Annotated in this window: 17 protein-coding genes; 9 read left to right on the top strand and 8 right to left on the bottom strand. The window is 55.6% G+C overall.

Annotated features, from left to right (window positions below):
- The first annotated feature begins 31 nt into the window (after nt 1-31).
- Nucleotides 32-781: a helix-turn-helix domain-containing protein gene (locus ACW8F6_RS06350; RefSeq protein WP_491575015.1), complete on the top strand. Its 750-nt coding sequence runs from the start codon at nt 32-34 to the stop codon at nt 779-781.
- 28 nt (nt 782-809) lie between these two features.
- Here ACW8F6_RS06350 and ACW8F6_RS06345 read toward each other — a convergent pair whose 3' ends face one another.
- On the bottom strand, nt 810-2,669 hold the full coding sequence (locus tag ACW8F6_RS06345; RefSeq protein ID WP_491575014.1) for a M20/M25/M40 family metallo-hydrolase: 1,860 nt from the start codon (nt 2,667-2,669) through the stop codon (nt 810-812).
- Between the two features lie 93 nt (nt 2,670-2,762).
- Nucleotides 2,763-4,970, bottom strand: coding sequence for a M4 family metallopeptidase (locus tag ACW8F6_RS06340; RefSeq protein ID WP_491575013.1), 2,208 nt, complete (start codon nt 4,968-4,970; stop codon nt 2,763-2,765).
- 533 nt (nt 4,971-5,503) lie between these two features.
- On the opposite strand from ACW8F6_RS06340, the gene ACW8F6_RS06335 reads away from it, so the two are divergent.
- The 3 genes from ACW8F6_RS06335 to ACW8F6_RS06325 all read left to right on the top strand — a co-directional run bounded on the left by ACW8F6_RS06335 (nt 5,504) and on the right by ACW8F6_RS06325 (nt 9,071).
- A complete protein-coding gene (locus ACW8F6_RS06335) occupies nt 5,504-7,693 on the top strand; it encodes an FdhF/YdeP family oxidoreductase (RefSeq protein ID WP_491575012.1) in 2,190 nt (729 codons plus the stop codon).
- A 116-nt stretch (nt 7,694-7,809) separates the two neighbouring features.
- Nucleotides 7,810-8,202, top strand: coding sequence for a GntR family transcriptional regulator (locus ACW8F6_RS06330; RefSeq protein ID WP_491575011.1), 393 nt, complete (start codon nt 7,810-7,812; stop codon nt 8,200-8,202).
- Nucleotides 8,199-9,071 carry a hypothetical protein gene (locus tag ACW8F6_RS06325; RefSeq protein WP_491575010.1) on the top strand — a complete coding sequence of 291 codons (873 nt, stop codon included), beginning with the start codon at nt 8,199-8,201 and terminating at the stop codon, nt 9,069-9,071. The genes ACW8F6_RS06330 and ACW8F6_RS06325 overlap by 4 nt, the downstream gene beginning before the upstream one ends.
- Nucleotides 9,072-9,158: 87 nt before the next feature.
- On the opposite strand, the gene ACW8F6_RS06320 is transcribed toward ACW8F6_RS06325, so the two are convergent.
- From ACW8F6_RS06320 to ACW8F6_RS06295, 6 genes are all read right to left on the bottom strand, one after another.
- A complete protein-coding gene (locus ACW8F6_RS06320) occupies nt 9,159-11,402 on the bottom strand; it encodes a xanthine dehydrogenase family protein molybdopterin-binding subunit (protein ID WP_491575009.1) in 2,244 nt (747 codons plus the stop codon).
- A gap of 2 nt (nt 11,403-11,404) precedes the next feature.
- On the bottom strand, nt 11,405-11,881 hold the full coding sequence (locus ACW8F6_RS06315) for a (2Fe-2S)-binding protein (protein ID WP_491575008.1): 477 nt from the start codon (nt 11,879-11,881) through the stop codon (nt 11,405-11,407).
- A complete protein-coding gene (locus tag ACW8F6_RS06310) occupies nt 11,862-12,464 on the bottom strand; it encodes a nucleotidyltransferase family protein (RefSeq protein ID WP_491575007.1) in 603 nt (200 codons plus the stop codon). The genes ACW8F6_RS06315 and ACW8F6_RS06310 overlap by 20 nt, the downstream gene beginning before the upstream one ends.
- Nucleotides 12,461-13,474: an XdhC family protein gene (locus tag ACW8F6_RS06305; RefSeq protein WP_491575006.1), complete on the bottom strand. Its 1,014-nt coding sequence runs from the start codon at nt 13,472-13,474 to the stop codon at nt 12,461-12,463. The genes ACW8F6_RS06310 and ACW8F6_RS06305 overlap by 4 nt, the downstream gene beginning before the upstream one ends.
- Nucleotides 13,475-13,583: 109 nt before the next feature.
- The gene (locus tag ACW8F6_RS06300) at nt 13,584-14,372 is read right to left on the bottom strand and encodes a substrate-binding periplasmic protein (RefSeq protein ID WP_491575005.1); all 789 of its coding nucleotides are present in this window, start codon (nt 14,370-14,372) and stop codon (nt 13,584-13,586) included.
- Between the two features lie 88 nt (nt 14,373-14,460).
- Entirely contained in the window at nt 14,461-15,114 is a 654-nt protein-coding gene (locus ACW8F6_RS06295; protein WP_491575004.1) for a response regulator, read from the bottom strand.
- Between the two features lie 183 nt (nt 15,115-15,297).
- Here ACW8F6_RS06295 and ACW8F6_RS06290 point away from each other — a divergent pair, with 183 nt between their 5' ends.
- The 5 genes from ACW8F6_RS06290 to ACW8F6_RS06270 all read left to right on the top strand — a co-directional run bounded on the left by ACW8F6_RS06290 (nt 15,298) and on the right by ACW8F6_RS06270 (nt 20,559).
- Nucleotides 15,298-15,855: a hypothetical protein gene (locus ACW8F6_RS06290; protein WP_491575003.1), complete on the top strand. Its 558-nt coding sequence runs from the start codon at nt 15,298-15,300 to the stop codon at nt 15,853-15,855.
- A gap of 75 nt (nt 15,856-15,930) precedes the next feature.
- Nucleotides 15,931-17,772, top strand: a complete 1,842-nt coding sequence (locus ACW8F6_RS06285; RefSeq protein WP_491575002.1) for a glycosyl hydrolase family 18 protein — start codon at nt 15,931-15,933, stop codon at nt 17,770-17,772.
- 164 nt (nt 17,773-17,936) lie between these two features.
- The gene (locus ACW8F6_RS06280) at nt 17,937-19,649 is read left to right on the top strand and encodes a chitinase (protein ID WP_491575001.1); all 1,713 of its coding nucleotides are present in this window, start codon (nt 17,937-17,939) and stop codon (nt 19,647-19,649) included.
- 27 nt (nt 19,650-19,676) lie between these two features.
- Nucleotides 19,677-20,030, top strand: a complete 354-nt coding sequence (locus ACW8F6_RS06275; RefSeq protein ID WP_491575000.1) for a hypothetical protein — start codon at nt 19,677-19,679, stop codon at nt 20,028-20,030.
- 142 nt (nt 20,031-20,172) lie between these two features.
- A complete protein-coding gene (locus ACW8F6_RS06270) occupies nt 20,173-20,559 on the top strand; it encodes a hypothetical protein (protein WP_491574999.1) in 387 nt (128 codons plus the stop codon).
- Nucleotides 20,560-20,592 lie beyond the last annotated feature (33 nt).

Here is a 20,592-nt window from a genome sequence, read left to right as displayed (position 1 = left end):
GCAGTGTCCCGCAGGCCAGCAGGGCCAGGTTATGGCGCAAGTAAATGCAATTATCGACACCCTAAAGCTCAGCCTGAAGGCCCACGGCCTACGCTATGCCGACGTGGCCCAGGTGCTCCAACTATCCGAGGCGAGCGTCAAACGCCTGTTCCGCACCCAGGCCTTTGATCTGCCGCAGCTGCAGCGCATTTGCCAGTGTATGGACATGGAAATTTCCGATCTCATTCAAGCCATGAATCAGAAAAATGCAGGTCTCACCCAGCTGACGCTGGCGCAGGAGCGCGAGATCGTTAAAGATGCCGCCACCCTGCTGATCACTGTGTGCGTATTGAATCGCTGGTCGATGACCGATATTGCCAACTTCTACCAGTTTACTGAAACCGAGATCATTCAAAAGCTTGCGCTTTTAGACAGGCTTAAAATTATTGAACTGCTGCCCAACAATCGTATAAAGCTGAAAGTTGCGCCAAATTTTCATTGGCATGCAGGTGGTCCAATTGCAACCTTTTTTAAACGCACCATCGAACGCGAACTGTTTAATGCGGATTTTTCGCAATCCGCCAATCAACTGGTCATATTAAACGGCATGCTATCGCCCCAATCCGTTCAGGCCTTCCAGCTAAAGCTCGATAAACTGGCCCGCGAATTCGACCAACTTAACAATGCCGATGCAGGTCTGGATATCGCGGCACGTAACGGTGTCACCCTGGTACTGGCCATGCGCGATTGGCAGTACCAGGCGTTTAAGCCCTACCTTCGTCCACAAAAAAGCCGCGCATAGCGCGGCTCAATTTTAGACGGAAATATAATCAGGGCGTTGCCTGAATATTCACCGTCACACCCGAAGCTGCAGAATAACCGCGCACATCGATGTGCCAAGTACCCGCCGCTGGCGCATTAAACGTGCAGGTTTCATTGTTACCGTTTTTGTAGGGCCGGCAATCGTAGCTGCTGGTGGTGGACTTAGCGCCGTGGCGCACGTACAGATCCGCATCGCCCGACCCGCCACTCATGGTCACCACCAGGCTGGAATAACCAGCATTAAGTACCTGAGTGTAGTTGGCCCACTGGCCGCGGCTGACATTGATTCCCGAAATGCTTCTGTTGATGGGCTCGTTGATGTCGCCACCTTCGGTATAACTACCCACTAAGCTCACGCCGCTGAAGGCACTGTAGGCCTTGACCCGCACATAGTAGATACCGCCACTGCTGCTACCGCTGCAGGTTTCGTTATTGCCGTTTTTATAGGGCCGGCAATCGTAGCTGCTATCGGTGGGCGCCGACCCAAATTTCACATACAAATCGGCATCGCCACTGCCACCACTCATGGCAAAGTTAATATTGGTAGCGCCGGCAGGTACCGCCATTGTGTACACCAAATCGTTGCCCGTACTGGCGCCAAGATTGGTTTTAGGCACTCCGTTTTCCAGCACATTTGGCGGCGGTGGTGGCGGTGGAGGCGTACTGCCATCGCCACCTTTGGCCAACTCGGCCACAAAAGCACCAGCCAGGCGTGCAAACTTAATGGAGTGACCCGCATCAAACGTGTTGTCGTAAGCGGTGTGAATGCTGCTGTTGTAGTCGCTCATGTTGGATTCGAATGGCATAGAGGCGGGATACCCCTGCGCATGCCAGGAGGCGTGATCCGAGCAGCCGTAACCGCACTGATCAAAGCCGTACACCACGCCTTGGAGGTAAGTATCCACCAGCTGAGCCATGAACTGATTTTGTGCATTATTGGTGTAGTCGGTCATAAACACGATATCGCGATTACCCGTTCCCTTGTAGCCGCTCATATCAAATTGCGCGACACCCACAACGTTTACACCCTGCGCTTTATAGTCTTCGGCAATAGCCTTAGAACCGCGTAACCCCACCTCTTCTGCGGCATAACCCATGATTTTTACCGTGCGCGCGGGTTTGAATCCACTGGCCACCATGGCCCGCAGGGTTTCCGTCACTACCGCAATGCCCGAGGCGTTGTCGTCGGAACCGGGCGCGCGTCCCCCGGAAGGATTGCTGCCGTTGATGGAGTCCAGGTGTCCGCCAATAACGACCACTTCGTTGGGATAGGTGGTACCAGTAATGGTGGCCACAACTGAGGATTGCAGCCAACTGTGGCTGTAGAGCGATACGCTAATATCGCTTCGGCCACTGGCAATACTGGCCCAGTGGCTGCGAATCCAGCTCGCGGCGTCCGCGCCCGTTTGCTGGGTGTAATACCGATTGTGGTAAGCGCTCAAGGTGTTGACCGTAGTGGTCAAATTATTGGACACCATTTCATCCAACAACATGCTCACGCCTGCTGGGTTATCGATGCTATAGCTAACCGCCAGCTGAGCGGGTTGTGGCGCCGCGGCGCGCACCGCAAACTGCTGAGCCTCGGCCTGTGACTCGTGAAATACAAAGCCCCCGCAGCGATGAAATTCATCATGCATCAACTGGCTTAACAGCGTAATTTGATTTTCAGGAATGGTGGCAACGGTGATATCTGTGCCCGAAATGGCCTGCATTGGTTGCAGATCGACACCGCGGAACCGCTGTTGCTTAATTCTTTCTACGGCATCACTGCCGATGGAGATCCACTGGCGCTCAGGTTCAGACAGCGCCTGTGTAGACCACAGGCCCGCCAACATCAGCGCAGCAATCAGACGTGAAAACTGTTTCATAGGAACACCCTGTCGTTAGACAATGCGTTAGAAATGCAGGAGAAAAAAGAGGAGCCGAAGCTCCTCTCAATCCATTGAATAGTTCTCGCTGAACTATTTAGGTGTTGCGGTGTAGCGCAAGGTCACACCCGAGGCCGCCGAGTAACCGCGAATACCAATGTGCCACGTAGTGCTGGCCGGGTTGGTAAAGTTGCAGCTCTCATTATTGCCATTCAGGTAGGGACGGCAGTTGTACGACGACGTCGTTGGCTGCGCGCCTTGACGCACATACAGATCCGCATCGCCAGAGCCACCGCTGATAGACACGTTCAGATCGCTGTACTCGCCATCCAAGGTCACGGTGTAATATTTCCAGGCCCGTCGAGCCACAGAGATATTAGATACCGTTTCGTCGATGGGGTCGGCGCCGTCACCGGGTTCGTCGTAGCTTCCCACTAGGGTCACACCCGAGAAGGTGCTGTAAGCCTTAACGCGCACATAGTAGGTGCCATTGGTGGACGAGCCGGTACAGGTTTCATTGTTGCCCGATGAGTAGGGCCGGCAGTCGTAAGCACTGTCGGTTGGCTCGGCACCAAAACGCGTGTACAGATCCGCATCACCAGAACCACCGCTCATCACAAACTTGATGTTGGTGGCGCCCGCGGGCACGTTCATGGAATACATCAGGTCGTTGCCAGTGGTCGCACTAAGGCCAGTCACCGGCACGCCGTTTTGGAGCACACCTGGTGGTGGTGGTGGCGGAGGTGGGGTACCACCACAGTCGGGGTTGGTGGCCGATGACGTGATACCAACAGCGACCAATGATGCGTTCACGTCGTCGATGTTGTAACCCAAATCACAAGCGGCATCTAAAACGCCGTTACCCGCCACGTCCCAGTTGGTATTAGCCGTCCAGTAGTTTTGGTTTGCCAGCGCGTAAACTTTAAAGGCCTTTTCAGTATTCCAGCCGCTGGTGTTCGCCAGCAGATAGAAGGCCTTGTTGTACACGCCCGAGCTGTAGTGCACATCCATACCCGAGTAGTAATCGGATTGATGGCCAATGGACTTACCGTCTTTAGTAGGATCGTCCATATAGCGCAGAGCACCGTTGCCCTTAAAGATCTGCGCGCCAACCATCCAGTCGTTGGTGCCGTGCATATAATACTCGGCCGCTTCACCGGACATATCGGAGAAGGCTTCGTTCAAACCACCCGATTTGCCCGAGTACACCAGACCGGAATTTTGCTCGGTAAAACCATGGCTCACTTCGTGGGCCGACACATCCAGACTTACCAGCGGGTAAAAGGTGTTGGCACCGTCGCCGAAGGTCATGGCGCTGCCATTCCAGAAGGCATTCTCGTAGTTGTTCGAGTAATGCACGCGCATTTGTAGCTGGAAATTCAGTGGTGGCGATCCCACATAGGTGTTAAACATGTCGAATACAACACCGCCAAAGAAGTGCGCATCGTTTAGCGGCGAATAGGCGCCGTTGATGGTCTTCACGGTATTTTCCGGACAGGTGAAGCTGAACGCAGTGCTGCCTGTGGTGCCGTGATTAAGGTTCACGGTCTTCACATTGGCGTTTTGCATGGTACAGGTGCTACCCGACTGCGAAACGTTCATATAACCAAAGTCAGTGCCGTAGTGGTACTGGCCAGTTTTCTGGTTGCCGCCGGGGCCCGAGGCATTGGCAGTCTGCAGATTGTCGCGCTCCAGCAGCACCGCACCGGTTAAGGCATCCACTATCACGTAGGGACGCGAGGGGGTATCGCCGTGCTGCATGTAAGAAATTTCGTAAACCAAACGCGCTCGACCGTTCTGGTCTTGCCAGATGCCCAGACGGGAGGTTTCATTTTCGTAGGCCACGGGGTTGCTGCCCGGCAGGATGCTGGCGCCGGCCATGGTATGCGACTTGGCCGTTTGCATGGCGGCGGCCGCAGTTACCCGCGCCGTGGTGTTAATCACATCGGCCGCAACGCCAGTTAGCATGGCCCCGTGTGCAGCGCGCAGGGTACCGGTACTGTGACGGCTGATGATAACATCGTCGCCGATCACCGGAATGCCCTTGTACATTTGGGTGTAGCGCGTGGTGGTGGAACCATCAGCATGGGTGTACTGCTTGCGCACTTGCAATGATTCAGCGGCACTTAGGCCGAGCATTTGTGCGGTAGCAGACTGCTGCGTCAACGCCGGGCCGGCGGCCAAATTGCTGACGATATCGGGACGTTCCTGCAGAAACACGCGATCGGCGGCCTGGACTGACATACAGCCAGCAATCCCCAACGCCAATGCGGTTAGCTTCATATTATTTTTGTTCGTCATCTCGCTATTTCCTAGTAGTGGAGGTAAACCTGGAAAATAGACAGCTGGATTATTTTCCCTGATCCATGCGAGATAACCGGCCATCCCGAGCACTCATTACAAGGCATTAGACTGCCCTCTCGCACGAGCAATCAGGCTAGCGCAGATCAAAATTTCCTTGTGATTAATGCCCAAAAAAATGCTACAAAAATCACAAAGGCAAATAACTAAGAAATAAAAAATATTTTATCGAATTAATTTTAACTTTTTATGCCAACTGTTAATGTACGGTAGTTCCAGCTAATTGATGTCAGCAAGACTAATGACACGCCAATTAACTGGCAGATATAGCCTCGCAGATGGAGCGAGCCGCGCGACACCTAAGCTGGTTGATTGAGAGCAGCGTTTAATCTTCCATACTTTGTACTCAAGCACCGCAATCGGATATTTAAGCAATAACGCTGAATCCCGACCGCGTGCTCTGCAGGCCGCAACAACCGGAATTGCATGCGACAATTGATACAGCAAAGAACACCCAGTTAGGACAGCACACTATGCCCTCTAAATTGCCCGCCGGTGGCGGCCTGAAAAAAGTCCTCTACACATTGGCAACCGCCAAGCGCATTGGACTTAAAGCCTCCGCCAAGGCGCTGACCAGTCACAATGCCTGTAAAGCCTGCGGCTTGGGCATGGGCGGCCAACGGGGCGGCATGACCAACGAGCTGGGCGAATTCCCCGCCGTGTGCAACAAAAGTGTGCAGGCTCAATCGACAGACAATCAGGCGGCTATCCCCAGAGAGGTGTTCGACCATCCCTTGGCTGAACTGCAGGCTCTGACCGGTCGCGAGGTCGAGCATTTAGGGCGTCTGAACACGCCGCTATACAAGGCTGCCGGGGCAGAAAAATTCAGCTGTATTAGTTGGAATGCAGCCTTAGCAAAGGCCGCCGAACGCCTGCGCCACGCTGATCCAGCGCGCAGTTTTTTCTACGCCTCGGGCCGCTCATCCAATGAAGCGGGCTACTTGTTGCAACTATTGGCGCGCGCAAAGGGCACCAATAACGTCAACAATTGCTCCTACTTTTGTCACCAGGCCACCGGTGTTGCGCTGCAAAATACACTGGGTACCGGCACCGCCACAGTGCAATTGCAGGATTTGCAATTAGCCGACTGTATTTTTGTGATTGGCGCTAACCCGGCATCCAATCACCCGCGCTTGCTACACGCACTCAAGGCCTGCCGCGATCGCGGTGGCGAGGTCATTGTGATCAATCCCGTCAAGGAACCGGGTCTCTTACGTTTTGCACTTCCCAAAAATGCTCGGTCGCTCATTATCGGCGGCCATGAAATTGCCTCTATGTACCTGCAGCCCAAGGTGGGCAGCGACGCCACCCTTTTCGCCGCTCTTGCGAAATGCATCATTGACAGCGGTCGCCAGGACAACGCGTTTATTGCGAAATTTTCCGAAGGCTATGATGCCTTTGCCGACAGCCTGTCAGCTTTACGCTGGGACGTCATAGAAGCCGAAACCGGACTCGCGCAGGCACAAATTCAGCTACTTGCCGATCGCTACGCACAAAGCCAAGCAACAGTTTTTTGCTGGGGTATGGGCCTCACCCACCACCGCCACGGTGTCGACACACTGGAAACTTTGGTGGGCCTTGCCTTACTGCGCGGTCACGTGGGCAAGCCCGGAGCCGGCTTGTTGCCCCTGCGCGGCCACAGCAATGTGCAAGGCATGGGTACCGTCGGCGTCAAGCCAATGCTCGCCAGTGAATTGGTGGCCCGCATGGGGCAAGAATTGGGCATACACGCCCCGGAAACACCCGGCCTGGATACCATGGCCTGCCTGCGCGCCGCCCATGAACACTCGATAGACTTCGCCTTAATGCTGGGTGGTAATTTGCTGGAGGCGGCACCCGATACAACCTGGACTAAAGCGGCGCTAGAGCGCATCGCTTGCAAGGTGTACTTAACCACCACCTTAAACCGCGGCCACCTGCACAGCTGCGATCAAGCCGAGTGCATCATTCTACCGGTGGCGGCACGCGACGAAGAGTGGCAAGCCACCACACAAGAGTCCATGTTCAGTTATGTGCGACTAAGTGATGGCGGCATACACCGACTGGATAATGTGCACTCGGAAGTGGCGATTTTATCGGACTTAGGGAAAAATACGCTGCCCCATCACGCTGCATTATTTGAACGGTTGCGCTCCCATGAAGCCATCCGTCAAACCATGGCTAAGTGTTTACACAATTTACAGCCACTCGCGGACATCGATCAGACCCGCGAGGAATTTCATATCGCCGAGCGCCACCTAACGACGCCCCACTTCTTTACCTCGTCGGGTAAAGCGCAGTTTCGGCCCTTGTCGAGGCATCCACAAACGCGCAATAAAAACTATCCCCTACACCTGATCAGCGCGCGCAGCGAGGGCCAATTTAATACTATCGTGTATGAGGAGTTCGACAGTTATCGCGGTGTAAAGGATCGCTATACCATCCTTATGCACCCTGAAGATATGCGCGAACTGTCTCTGTCGGCCGGCGACCCAGTTGAGCTGCGCTCAACCACCGGCCAGGTCACCGGCTTCACGGTCCAACCCTTCGATATTCAGCGCGGCGCCGTCTTGGGCTACTACCCAGAAACAAATCCGCTGATTGGGCTGTCACTCGATCCACGCAGTCACACACCCGCTTACAAATCCACACCTATCAGCGTGCGCAAAACCACATCTGCCTAACCCATGAACCCATCGGACCACGTTTCGCGGGTCTTCGACATTTACAACACTGCTTGCGTTTAACATGACCCAGTTGTACCATTAGTACAAATGGTACAAGATAATCGGCAGAACCCATGCGCATCATCATAAAGCCTGACGCTCAAGAACCGCTGTTTGCCCAATTGATTGGACAAATAAAGCAAGGCGTAGCGGAGGGGCAGTTAAAACCCGGCGACGCACTACCCTCTATTCGCCAGCTCGCCAATGACCTGATGCTAAACAATAAAACTGTTGCCAAGGCCTATCAATTGCTGGAGCGCGACGGGGTTATTCAAACTCGCGGTTATCGAGGAACGGTTATCCATCCCGATGCGCGCGCCAATTGCCAATTAGATTTACACGCTGTCATCGCTCAACAGCTGGCAGAGACGCTTCACAAACTGCGCGCACTGGGCGCAACAGACTCAGAACTTCGCATCGCCTTCAATCACGCGATTAATCAGCCCAAGGAAGAGAGCATCATATGAACGAACAATTAATTTTTTGCCTGGTGTTTGGCCTTCAAATCTTTTGTATTTCTTATTACCTGCCCGCGCGACTAGCGCACCGAGCAGAAACTATTTTTACACAGTACCCGCCAGAACATTACCCAAAACTCTACCCCAAACCGCTGCGCGAACTGCAGCGGGCACTGCGTATTTTCAAGCGCATCAATGGTGCCAATCTATGCATTGGCATAGTTCTACTGCTGGGTTTGGTTTTTCTTGGGCCACTCGCACAAGGGCGCGAACAGAGTGAATGGACCGCTAGATTGTTCGATGAAATGATGCCCTTTGGTTACTATATGTTACAAATAGTGCCTTTCCTGCTCGTAGAAGTGTTCGAGTTCAAACTGACAAAGTTAATGCGAAAGCAGGGCGAAAAAAGTTCGCGCAGTGCCGAACTAAAGCCACGCAGACTAACCGAATTTGCGAATATGAAACTGCTCTACGGTGCGCTGGCGTGCTTCATTTTACTGATTATTTTCGTCGTGCTACTCTACAGTCAAGTCACCCAAGATCTGACAAAAGCTATCAGTTTTTTTGTGTTGCTACTGGCAGGCAATACATTTTTTGGGGCAATCATTTTCTGGAATATCTACAGCGCAAACAGAGATCCCTTCGCCAACCCAGACGATCGCGACTATCGAATACGCGCCACCGTCAATGGACTGCTTCGCTTGAGCATTGCCAGTAGCCTCTATTGCAGTATTGTCGCCTTGGTGGATGTGTCTTTTCAGGACTGGGGTGCAGCCGTCCTAGTCAGTGTCTTTTTACAGATCACCATGATCATTGGGTTCAGCAGCTTGGTGGCCGCCCTGGGTCTCAAGAACACCCACTACGAGGCCTACCGCTAACCAATTGCACCAGCGGCTCGCCGGCTGTGCCGGCGGTCTGGTTCAATGAGTTGTTTACCGTGGAGCCATGGCTTTGAATATCGCGCTTTATATAATTTTCAGGTGATTGGCGACAGGTAAGGCCCGCACTCTAGGGCCACCAGCCGCCACTATGGCATTGGTTAAGCTCGGCGCTATGGGTGGTACACCCGGCTCGCCCACACCGCCGTGTTTGTCGCCACTGGGCATTAACGACACCACAATTTTTGGCGATTGGTGCAAGCGCAACAGCGGATAGTCGTCAAAATTGGATTGCTCTACCTCGCCCTTGGCAAAACTGATTTCGCCAAATAACGCCAGCGACAAACCAAAGATAACCGCACCCTCCATTTGTGCGTGTACGCGATCGGGATTCACCATCTGACCGCAGTCCAAGGCAATGTGTACCTCTTGCACTTGCAACTTACCCTGGGTGACCGCCACCTTGGTGGCCACCGCCACATAGCTTAAAAAACTGTGGTGCACGGCAATACCCCAGCCTTCGCCAGCGGCTGTTTTTGCCGGCCAGCCAACGCTGGTTTTGACGGCTTGCAGCACCTTTTTCATGCGCGCCGTACGGTAGGGGTAGTCGGCATTAAAGCCGGCCTTAAAGCCCTCTTCGCGGGTGTCTACCGTGCGATCGGCGCCCAGCATGTCTAGGTGATAGGCCAGTGGATCTTTGCCCGCCAAACGCGCCGCCTCATCGATAAAGCTGTTTACCCCAAAGGCGTGATTGATGTTGTACACCGATCTCAGCCATCCAATGCGCGTGTGCGCGGGCGTTTCATGCACGGCGGCCTGAATGTTGGGGATATCGTAAGGTATGTTCGCAAACCCCTGCCCCACTTCAAAATCTTGCAGGTAGGCTTGATTCGGTTGAAACGTCGACATAATCGTGGGTGACGCTACTTGCGCTTTCAGCGCGCTGAGTCGCCCCGACTGATCCAGCCCGCCTGTAAAATGCTGCACGCTAAACGCGTGGTAATAGCCGTGGCGCACTGCATCCTCTCGACTCCAAATGACTTTAACCGGTCGCCGTGTCGCCTTTGCCAAAAATGCCGCCTCGGCTGCAAAATCCGGCTTGGACTTACGACCAAAGGCACTGCCCAACAGTGTTACGTGGACTTTCACCTGCTCGGGCTTTAGGCCCACAGCGCCGGCCACCACTTGCTGAGTGCGTTGCGGCGCCTGCACACAGGCCCAAACCTCACAACCGTCTTTCGTCATACGCGCCACTGCGGCCGGGGGCTCCATCGTGGCGTGCTCCAAGTGCGGCACGGTATACACCGCCGACAAAGTTTGGTGGGCACTCGCTAATCCTTTGGCAATGTCGCCGCGGTTGCGCACAATCTGGGATTTTTCGGGCAACTGCTGTGCCAAGGCTTTCAATGAGGCTGCAGAATCAAAATTCTGATGATCGGAAGTTGTCCAGGTGATATTGAGTTTTTTGCGCGCCTGCTGAGCTGACCAGGTATTGGTGGCGAGTACGGCAACGCCGGCCAGCGGATGGAAGGCCGGCGGCTCAGTGCCACCGTCCAAGCGAATAATATCCACCACGCCGGCAACTTTTCTGGCGGCTTTATCATCGAAACTTTTGATACTTCCACCGAGCCAGGGGCAGCGCTCGATACTCGCATGCAACATATCGGGTAGCGCCACATCAACGCCATAGGTGGTATTGCCGCGCACAATATCGGCCAAATCCACCATGGGCACAGGCTTGCCAATGTATTTGAAATTTTCGGGTGATTTATAGGTGAGCGACTTCGGGTCCGGCAGCGGTAACTTAGCGGCGCGCTCGGCCAACTCACCGTAGCGCAATGATCGCTGACTGGTGGGGTGGGTCACCTTGTGGTCTGCGGCGACGCAGGTCTCGGGCGCCACGCCCCAGCTTTGAGCAGCAGCCTGTACCAACATGGCTTTCGCCGAGGCGCCCATTTCGCGCATGGTGTGATAAAAACCCACGACACTGCGCGAGCCATCGGTATTTTGATCGCCGTACTGCTTGTCGCCCAGTGCCTGCACGATATCGACTTTATCCCAGTTAGCATCCAGCTCGTCGGCCACAATTTGCGGCAAGCTGGTGCGAATGCCCTGCCCCATTTCCGATCGGTGGGCGACGATAGTCACGCGATCGTCGGGTGCGATGTGCACAAACATATTCAGCGACAGCGCCGATCCCTGTCCGCCTGACCACTCGGCGTGCACGGGCACACTGCCCTGCAATACAAACCCTCCGGCCGCCACCGCCGTAGCACTGAGGCCGGTTAATTTAAAAAATTCCCGTCGATTGAGTACCGTCAAGGTCGCCATGACTATTTATCTCCCTGTGCTGGCTGATACTGCACGCCGGCGGCCGATTGAATGGCGGCCTCGATACGTGGGTAAGTGCCACAACGACAGATATTACCGGACATGGCCGCGCGAATTTGGGCGCGACTGGGTTTGGGCGTGCTGGCCAGGAGCGCTGCAGCGCTCATCAACTGGCCGGACTGACAATAGCCACACTGCGGCACCTTGAGCTCGGTCCAAGCCTTTTGTAAGGGGTGATCGCCGGACTCGGACAAACCTTCAATGGTGGTGATCTCGCTTCCCACTGCTGCGGCGACCGGCAAACTGCAGGCGCGCACCGCAGCGCCGTTAAGATGCACAGTGCAGGCGCCACATAAGCCCTTGCCGCAACCATACTTCGTTCCGGTCATCTGCAGGAAATCGCGAAGCACCCACAACAAGGGCATTTGGGGATCGGCCTCAACTCGGTGTTCTTTGCCGTTAATAGTCAATGTTTGCACGGTCAATCTCCCTGTGAGTTTCAAATTGGAGTAAATCGGTTTGGGTATCGATATCAATCGCTGCCGCCGGCAGTGGCACGCTCACTGTCTCATCGCGACGCAACAATGATTTTGCTCCCTGCTCGCCTTGCAGCCGGCGCAATTGGGGAAAGAAATGCGCGGAAAACAAAGCGGGAACACCGCGCACGCCATCGTAAAAAGCACAGGTAATGGCCGCGCCAGATCGCCCTGCATGCACGCTTTGTAAGTGGGCAAGTGCCTGTTCAGTGACCGCCAGCTGATCGGCTAACAACAGCAGCACACAGCTGGCATCCTCCGGCAGAGCGGCCACGCCAAAGGCGATGGAGCTGCCTAAGCCATCCGACCACTGCTGATGAATTAGCGCGTGCGAATGGGTCACCAAGGGCAGCAACTGCTGTGCATAGGCGCCTAATACCACCCATGTACGACCGGGCGCCAACGCTTCTGCGCGCGTTGCCATCTGCGTCAGGATTGGCTGCTGCTGCCACAGGGCCGCCTGTTTGGGTGTCGCGCCAAAACGCCGACTGGCACCTGCGGCGAGCAACACTACATACATGCTCATGGGCACCGCCGCTCTAAAGGCGTGGATAACAACTGCTCAGGCGCTCGATTCGCACCACCGGCGAGCACTTGATGACATTTCGCCAAGGCCGACAGCGCCACCGATTCTGGCAATTCGCCGCCCAGGTCGAGCCCCATGGGGCCATCCAATGGCACGGGCAGGCGCGATTCGTCGAGTTGGGCCTCGGCGAGAACCCGCTGCTTGCGGTGCTCAGGCCCCAACAGCCCCAAATAGACCAGCGGCTTACCCACCAACTGAATCAATGCCTGCCCATCCAATGCAATGTTGTGTGTCATTACCATGGCCGCATCGGCGTTTGCCAATACCTGGGCCACCTTGGGATCGTCGGGCTCGCAGCACAGCCACTGTACACTCGCGGGAAAGGCCGCCGCTTTCGCCGCACTCACCCGGTGATCGATTAAAGTGAGCTGCCAACCCAGAGCTGTGGCCATTTGCACCAGCGGCACAACGTCGACACCGGCACCGAAAATCACCAGGTGGCGCTGCGGTGTTAGGGGCACCCACAGACAATCGCCCTGACGTTGCGAATAGCCTGGATCTATTGGGCGGAGGGGTTGCCAGGGCGTCTGCGCGCTCACATCGCCCAGCGGCACGCCATAGCGCACGGCTTGACGGCCCTGAAGCTGGCGTAGGATCTGATCCAGTTGCAGGTAGTGATTGGCGGCCGATACCGGCAATAGACGCACGCTGACTCGGCCACCGCAGCCAAGCCCCCAGGCCCAGGCCAGCTCGCTTTCCTGGGTGGCATCGAAGGTAATGTCGCGCGGCCGATTAAAAGCCAGTACGCGTTTAACTTCAGCCAGCAAGGCGCGCTCCAGGCAACCGCCACTCAACAGCCCCAGGCATTGGCCCAGGTCGTTCAGCAACATCATGGCGCCCGCTTTGCGGTAGCTCGAACCCTCTGTGTGAGTGACTACGCCCAACACCCATTGACGGGTATCGCGCACAGGCCACCACTGGGTCAGCACCGTTTGAATGTGATTGCTCATTATTATTCCTGCTGCGACGGCGCCCCCAGCTTAGCCCAAACTGGGATATGCGGGGGGCAATAAGCGTCCCTGCGGCCCCTGTTCGCGACGACGTGCACAGCTCTTGCGCCTAGTCGCCGTCGGATGCGGTCACCTCTGCGGCCAATGGCCGCAGCATACCCACTTCGTAGGCCATACCGTATTCTGCCAAGATGGCGCCATAGACGCCGGATGCGCGCAGTTGGGCCATCCCCAAATTGATGGCGCGCACTTTTGCCTGTGCGTCCCGGGCGCTTTTTGCAACACCTACGTACATGCCCTGCACAGCCAATGGCGTAGCCGCTTGAACGATGTCGTGATCAGTTAAGGTGTACTGGCGCTCGATCATCGCTCGCACCACAAACTCTTCGCCCACAATGGCGTCCACTCGACCCGCCATAAGCATGCGCACCTGCTGCTCGTAACTGGTGACATCCACCCGTACCATTCCGCTGTACGTATCGAATTGGTCGCTGACACGGCCTCCGCGCATCACCGCAACCTTTAGCCCTTCGAGATCTGCCAAGGTGCGAAAGTGCACCGGTTTAGAGCGACGAAAGAACAACGCCGTGTTGGAGTACCCCAACGGCTCGGAAAACCACAAAAACTGTTCGCGCGCGGCGCTTTTGTACAGGGGCGCAATGGCCTCGGCCTGGCCCAGCTGCGCCAATGAGAGGGCCCTGCGAAAAGGCATAAAGGCGATTTTCGGCTCGTAACCACGGTCTTTGAGCGCCAGTGCCAATACCCGAGGCACCCAACCCTGCTGCGGTAGCAGCTGTCCCGCATGGGGCGCAAGCTCTGCCGCAACTACCTGTATTTCGGCTGCGCCCACCCGCGCACTCAGGCAAAATAACAGACAAACTATCCAATAGACCTTCATGCCTATTGTACCGGTCGCTTAAAATATCAGCATAGCGCAGCGAGACGGGTTGCGTAGGCGTTAGCCGAACCCCGGGAGCGCCAAAAGTTTACTCCGCATGAATTAGCCCCAGGGTGCGCGCCCGGGCCACGGCCTGAGTGCGATTTTTCACATCCAGTTCCTTGAGAATGGCCGCCACATGCACTTTCACCGTGCTGGGTGACATATCCAGCGCACGGGCAATCTCTTTATTGGCGAGTCCCCGGCCCATTTGGCCTAGCACATCGCGCTGCCGTTCGGTCAGCTTAACGCGGGTTTGCGCCTTGGGCTCTTTCACCGGGCTTTGTTGCACGGCGTGTGGCTGCCCCTGGGCCAGCATGACGGGCGGCACGTAAACCCCGCCCGATAGCACTAACTTAATCGCGCTCAGCATCACTTTTGCAGAAGAAGTTTTCGTGATAAACCCGCTGGCGCCCTCTTGAAGCGCTTGCATAACTAGCGCGGGGTTCTCTTCTGCCGACAGTAAAATTACCGGCAGCTCGGGGAATTCCACCTTGATATCGGCCAATACCAGTAGGCCGTTTTGATCTGGCAAATGAAAATCAAGCAAGACAATATCAAACTCCGTCGGGCGCTCTAACTCGGCCAAAGCGGCGGCCCCGCTACCTACCTCGGTCACCTGCACAGCGGGCGCCAACTGCTGTAACAGTACATTCAACCCATCGCGAAATAGCGCATGGTCATCAATGATCAGTATTTCCACAAACTCCCCCATGTAATGGCGCCGAGCGCACCGGTCTAACTGCCTAACTATAGAACAGAATCCCCCAGGCTTGTGCCCCTTTGCCGCAGTGGCCTAGGCCATTTTCTAGCCTATCTGGCCAATGTTGCCTGTTGCATCACCTGCATACACTGAGCTCATCGAACATTTAAAGCGGCCATAGCCATGACAACGACAGCATCATTGCCTCATTCAAAACCCCGCAACGTCAGCCACCTAGCGCAGTCAAACAGCGCGCAGTCTCGACAAATTCAGGCCCTGACACACAGCAACGACGCCTTGCGCGAGCAAAACACGCACCTGAGCGAACAGCTGACATTGGCGGAATATTTTATGGAAGACAAAAATGCGCACATTGCACGACTCGAAGCGCAGTTGAAAAAACGCAGCGAGCAGTATGTTGCAGAACGCAACGAAAAAATGCGCCTACAAGCCGCGTTATCCGATAGCAAACTCGCCATTATTCGCGTGCGCCACAGCAATCAACAGCTCGCGCGACAGCTCCGCGAACAAACGGCGTTAAACCAGCAATTACAAACCATGCTGGACCAACTGATCAGTGAAAAGCTACGCGATCACAGCCTTGCGCGCATGGCCAAAACCGTCGGCAATCAACTGACCCGGTGTATTCACCAGCTCAAAAACGGCCGTCGTCATCTGGCCTTGTACCTGCAAGCGCTGCAAGCACGCCAGGAAACAGCGCGGCGTGCCGCCAGAGGCTAAGCATCCTTTTTAGCAACTGACGCCCAGCACCCGACCAATTTGCGACCACTACAATTTCGAGAAATAGGTAACACCATGAAACAAACCAACATCACTCAACTGGCCAGTTCTCTGGCGCTGGCTCTTGTGTTAAGTGCGTGCGGCGGCGGTGGCTCCTCAGCGCCAGCACAGAACGACGCCAACGCCGATGCCGGCGCCACTCAATCACCCGACGTTACAAATACAGCTGGCGGCGCAAACAATCAGCCGGCGGGTAACGGTGCTGACAACACTGCACCTACGAACGACAACGGCTCGGCTAGCAGCCCAGACACTAACGCCGCGACACCGGCAGATAACGGCGCTGAAACATCGACCGAAAGCAGTGCAATCGAAGGCGGCATGTCCGGGGGCACGCCACAAGCAGACCAACCCGCGGCAAACTACCCCGCCTGGCAGACGAGTGCCATCTACACCGGTGGCGACAAGGTCAGCGCAGGTGGAAACAACTACGAAGCAAAATGGTGGACCCAGGGCGACGACCCGGCAGATAACCATGGCGACGGTCAGGTATGGAAGCTGATTGGCGCCAATACTCCCGCCCCTGGCTCCCCGACCGACGCAGATAACACTGATGGCAACACCGACAGCAATACCGGCGAAACAGAGTCAAATACCGACACCCAACCCACAGATGGTGCCCACAGCCGCCCCGACGGCCAAGTCATCGGCAGCTATTTCGTGGAGTGGGGCGTGTACGGACGCAACTACCACGTCATGGATATGCCAGCCGAAAAACTGACGCACGTGCTGTACGGCTTTATTCCCGTATGTGGACCAAATAAGTCGCTGCAAGAGGCAAACCCCTCGGGCTACAGCGCACTGGTCAGTCAATGTCAGGGCAAACAGGATTTTGAGGTGACCGTTCACGACAAATACGCGGCGCTGGAAAAATCCTATCCCGGCGATCAATGGGACGACCCCATACGCGGAAACTTTGGCCAACTCATTAAACTGAAGCAGCAATACCCGCACCTGAAAGTCCTGCCATCAGTGGGTGGCTGGACGCTGTCAGACCCCTTCTACACGCTCGCCAACGATGCCAACAAGCGCGCTATTTTTGTCAACTCGGTGGCGGATTTTTTACGCAGCTATACATTTTTTGATGGCGTCGATATCGACTGGGAATTTCCCGGCGGCCGGGGCGCAAATGCCAACCTCGGCTCGCAGGCCGACTTTGAAGGCTACGCCGATCTAATGCGCGAGTTGCGCGTCATGCTCGATGGACTAGAAGTCGAACTGGGTAAAACCCTGGAGCTAACCTCGGCCATCGGCGCCAGCCCCACCATGGTGGCCGCGGCAAACTATCAACGCGCGCATCAGTACATGGATTACATTTTCGCCATGACGTACGACTACCACGGCGCATGGAGTGGCGTACTTGGGCACCACACCGCATTGAATAACTATACCTACAATACCCAAGCTGGTTTCTATGCCAGCTCGGTACTCGACAGCCTGCTCGCACACAACGTGCCCGCCTCAAAAATTGTCCTGGGCGCCGCCATGTACGGTCGCGGCTGGACACAAATCAGTGGTGCGCAACCAGACTGGCCTTTCAGTGGCGTTGGCCAAGCCAAGGCAAAAGGTAGCTGGGAGGCCGGTGTACTGGATTACAAAGACATTGTTGAAAATTATCTGGGAGGCAGTCAGGGCAGCGGCATCAACGGCTTTACCTACTACTACGACGCCGATGCCGAAGCACCCTATCTCTGGAACTACAATACCGGCACCCTGATCACCTACGACAACCCCCGGTCAGTTAAAGCCAAGGCCGAGTTTGTCAAGGCCCATGGTTTGGCGGGACTGTTCGCCTGGGAAATCGATGCCGACAACGGCGACATCATCAACGCGATGACCGACGGTTTAAGCGAGTAGCCACATCTTCATCTACCGGTGTTTGCCTGTGGTGCACCTACTGCACCGCAGGCCTACAGACACGCGCGGTCTAGGCCATTCGGGCAATAGGTTGCCCGCAGAGAATTGCACACAATACATCACACATTTTCATCCACGAACGATGCCAAAAGGCAGGACTTCCCATGCAACGCACCCCGACAATAAACGCCGTCTCAGCCGCGACTATCACACTGCTACTCAGCGCCTGTGGCGCCGGCGGCTCGCAGCCAAGTTTGCAAGAAGCCGCGCAATTCGTTGCCGATACAATTAGCGATACTAGCGATATGTCTGCTAGTCCCGATAACGTAACGCCAACCACTGGCGGCGACACGAACGAAAGCAGCTCGCCAGGTGATGAGGTGCCGTCGCCCGCCGCAGGCACACCACCGGCAACTGAATCGTCCACCACGGCCGGCGACTCGTCTCCCGGGTCTAGCGATTCGACGCCAACTAGCGAGGACGACGACGCCGTGCAAGCTCCTGTCGGTCAAACTGACCAAGCACCCGCCACAGACGGCGCGTTAATCAGTCGGGCTGACTTACTTGCGGTCGAAACACGATTAACCAGTACCGAATTAATGCAGCAGGTAAAAGCCTCAATCGCCACCCGCGACAACGCCCTTGTGGAAGCCGTTGCACCATTGGCGGCCGATAACCCCGACAATGTTCAGCGCGTTGAGGCAATTATCAGCGAGGCCGATTGGAACTACCTATTCGCAAAGCGCGCTGCTGAATACTCCTACAACAACTTTTTAAAAGCCGTGGCAAAATTTCCGGCCTTTTGCGGAAACTATAGCGACGGCCGTGATGCGCGCGGCATTTGCCAGAAATCACTGGCAGTTATGTTTGCGCATATGACCCAGGAAACCGGCGGCCATACCGCCCACTGGGATGTGGAAGAGTGGCGCCAAGGTTTGGTGCACCTGCGCGAAATGGGCTGGGATGAAACCATGCGCGGAGGCTACAACGGCGAGTGCAATCCCGCCACTTGGCAGGGTGAAACTTGGCCCTGTGGTACCTTTGCCAATGGCGACTATAAAAGCTATTTTGGACGCGGTGCCAAACAACTGAGTTACAACTACAACTACGGCCCTTTTTCTGAAGCCATGTACGGTGATGTGCGAGTATTGCTCGACAATCCCGAGCGAGTGGCCGACACCTGGCTGAACTTAGCCAGTGCGATTTTCTTTTTTGTATACCCCCAGCCGCCAAAGCCCAGCATGTTGCATGTCATCGACGGAAGCTGGCAACCGAATGCCAACGACCTGGCCAATGGGCTGACACCTGGCTTTGGGATAACCACGCAAATTATCAATGGCGGCGTCGAGTGCGGTGGCAGCAATGAGATTGCGCAATCGAAAAATCGCATTAATTACTACCAAAACTTCAGCCGCCAATTGGGTGTGAGTATTGACGCCGATGAAAAACTGGGTTGCGCCAACATGAAACAATTCGCCAACGAAGGCGCCGGTGCGCTGAATATCTATTGGGAGCAAGATTGGTCGTTCAGTGCGCATACCGCCGACGGAAAAAGCTACGCCTGCCAACTAGTGGGCTACCAAACGCCGTTTTCCGCCTTCAAACAAGGCGATTACGTAAAATGTGTAGAACACTATTTTAACGTCACCGCCGTCGACACGGTGCCCGACGACAACACCAATAGCCAGGGTGGCAGCAGCAGTACGCCGCCCGCAGCCGGGAGCGCCGACACCCATTCATGGCAGCCAAATTCCGTGTATCAAGCGGGCGATAGCGTCGAATGGCTGGGTGCCATCTATGTCGCTAAATGGTGGACCCAAGGAGATGCGCCCGACACCCACCATGGTGCCGGAATGCCTTGGGCCTTAGACGACTAATCGCTCTGGCCTTGCAGGGAATATCCCGTGCTACATCCTGTGACAATGCCCCAGCTCACAGCCAGCGCACTGATGTGCCTGATGCTGTGGGCCGCACCGATCAGCGCAGATGCCCACTGTGGCCGTTCAGTTATCGCCGCTTGCCAAGCGGCTCAGCCGCCCGCTGCGCACGCGAACCGACCGAATTGGCCAGAATCTAAGCGCGCCTGTATCGAGCTGCGGTGCCACTTGTACCTCGCAAACCAGCGCTGGATACTGGGCCCAGGTCGCACTCTGTACCAGGATGCCAGCCTACCCGCCTTTGTCCGTTACAACCGAAACACCCTCGGTTACCAAGAAAGCCTGGCGCAAGAATGGCTGCGTTTTGAAATGCCCTTTTAAACGCCCCTTGTGCCAAGACGGCGCCCCGGCAATGGCCTAGCCCATCGACTAGCCCGACTGGCCAATGGTTTGCAAATCGCAAAGCCTTAAACTGGTCACAGTTCGTCAGCTACTGTATTTGCAACCCAATGAGGCACACCCAATGAAAGCCCACTCAAGCAACGTGTTAGTTAACAGCATGGCTTCACACACCTTGGCCCTAAGGGCCAACCCAGTAAATAGCACACGCAAAGGACCCGGCCTGGATGCTCGCTTACACAGCGCGCTTACCGATATGCGCAGCCGAATGGCAAATTTGGAACACACACTGGGCCAAACGGCGCACGAAAAATACGAAGTACAACAGCTTCTGGAGACTGTTCGCGGCCAGTTGGCCGATGCCAAAATGGAAATCCGCCATCTAACCGCCCGCCTAACAGAGGCACAACAAAAACAGCGCGATACCGAAGCTACACTGGCTGTATACCGACGCAAAGCACAGCAAGATGATAAAGAAATCCAAATGCTAAAAGATCAGTTGTTCGCCTGATTAGGGCGACACTCCCCACGCCAAACGCGCGCG

This window comes from Simiduia sp., assembly GCF_058345725.1.
This window is presented reverse-complemented; position numbering and strand designations above follow the sequence as displayed.

Coding starts and splice junctions, on each gene's coding strand:
- ACW8F6_RS06350 (WP_491575015.1), top strand. CDS start 32: ATGGCGCAAGTAAATGCAATTATCGACACCCTAAAGCTCAGCCTGAAG.
- ACW8F6_RS06345 (WP_491575014.1), bottom strand. CDS start 2,669: ATGAAACAGTTTTCACGTCTGATTGCTGCGCTGATGTTGGCGGGCCTG.
- ACW8F6_RS06340 (WP_491575013.1), bottom strand. CDS start 4,970: ATGACGAACAAAAATAATATGAAGCTAACCGCATTGGCGTTGGGGATT.
- ACW8F6_RS06335 (WP_491575012.1), top strand. CDS start 5,504: ATGCCCTCTAAATTGCCCGCCGGTGGCGGCCTGAAAAAAGTCCTCTAC.
- ACW8F6_RS06330 (WP_491575011.1), top strand. CDS start 7,810: ATGCGCATCATCATAAAGCCTGACGCTCAAGAACCGCTGTTTGCCCAA.
- ACW8F6_RS06325 (WP_491575010.1), top strand. CDS start 8,199: ATGAACGAACAATTAATTTTTTGCCTGGTGTTTGGCCTTCAAATCTTT.
- ACW8F6_RS06320 (WP_491575009.1), bottom strand. CDS start 11,402: ATGGCGACCTTGACGGTACTCAATCGACGGGAATTTTTTAAATTAACC.
- ACW8F6_RS06310 (WP_491575007.1), bottom strand. CDS start 12,464: ATGAGCATGTATGTAGTGTTGCTCGCCGCAGGTGCCAGTCGGCGTTTT.
- ACW8F6_RS06305 (WP_491575006.1), bottom strand. CDS start 13,474: ATGAGCAATCACATTCAAACGGTGCTGACCCAGTGGTGGCCTGTGCGC.
- ACW8F6_RS06300 (WP_491575005.1), bottom strand. CDS start 14,372: ATGAAGGTCTATTGGATAGTTTGTCTGTTATTTTGCCTGAGTGCGCGG.
- ACW8F6_RS06290 (WP_491575003.1), top strand. CDS start 15,298: ATGACAACGACAGCATCATTGCCTCATTCAAAACCCCGCAACGTCAGC.
- ACW8F6_RS06285 (WP_491575002.1), top strand. CDS start 15,931: ATGAAACAAACCAACATCACTCAACTGGCCAGTTCTCTGGCGCTGGCT.
- ACW8F6_RS06280 (WP_491575001.1), top strand. CDS start 17,937: ATGCAACGCACCCCGACAATAAACGCCGTCTCAGCCGCGACTATCACA.
- ACW8F6_RS06270 (WP_491574999.1), top strand. CDS start 20,173: ATGAAAGCCCACTCAAGCAACGTGTTAGTTAACAGCATGGCTTCACAC.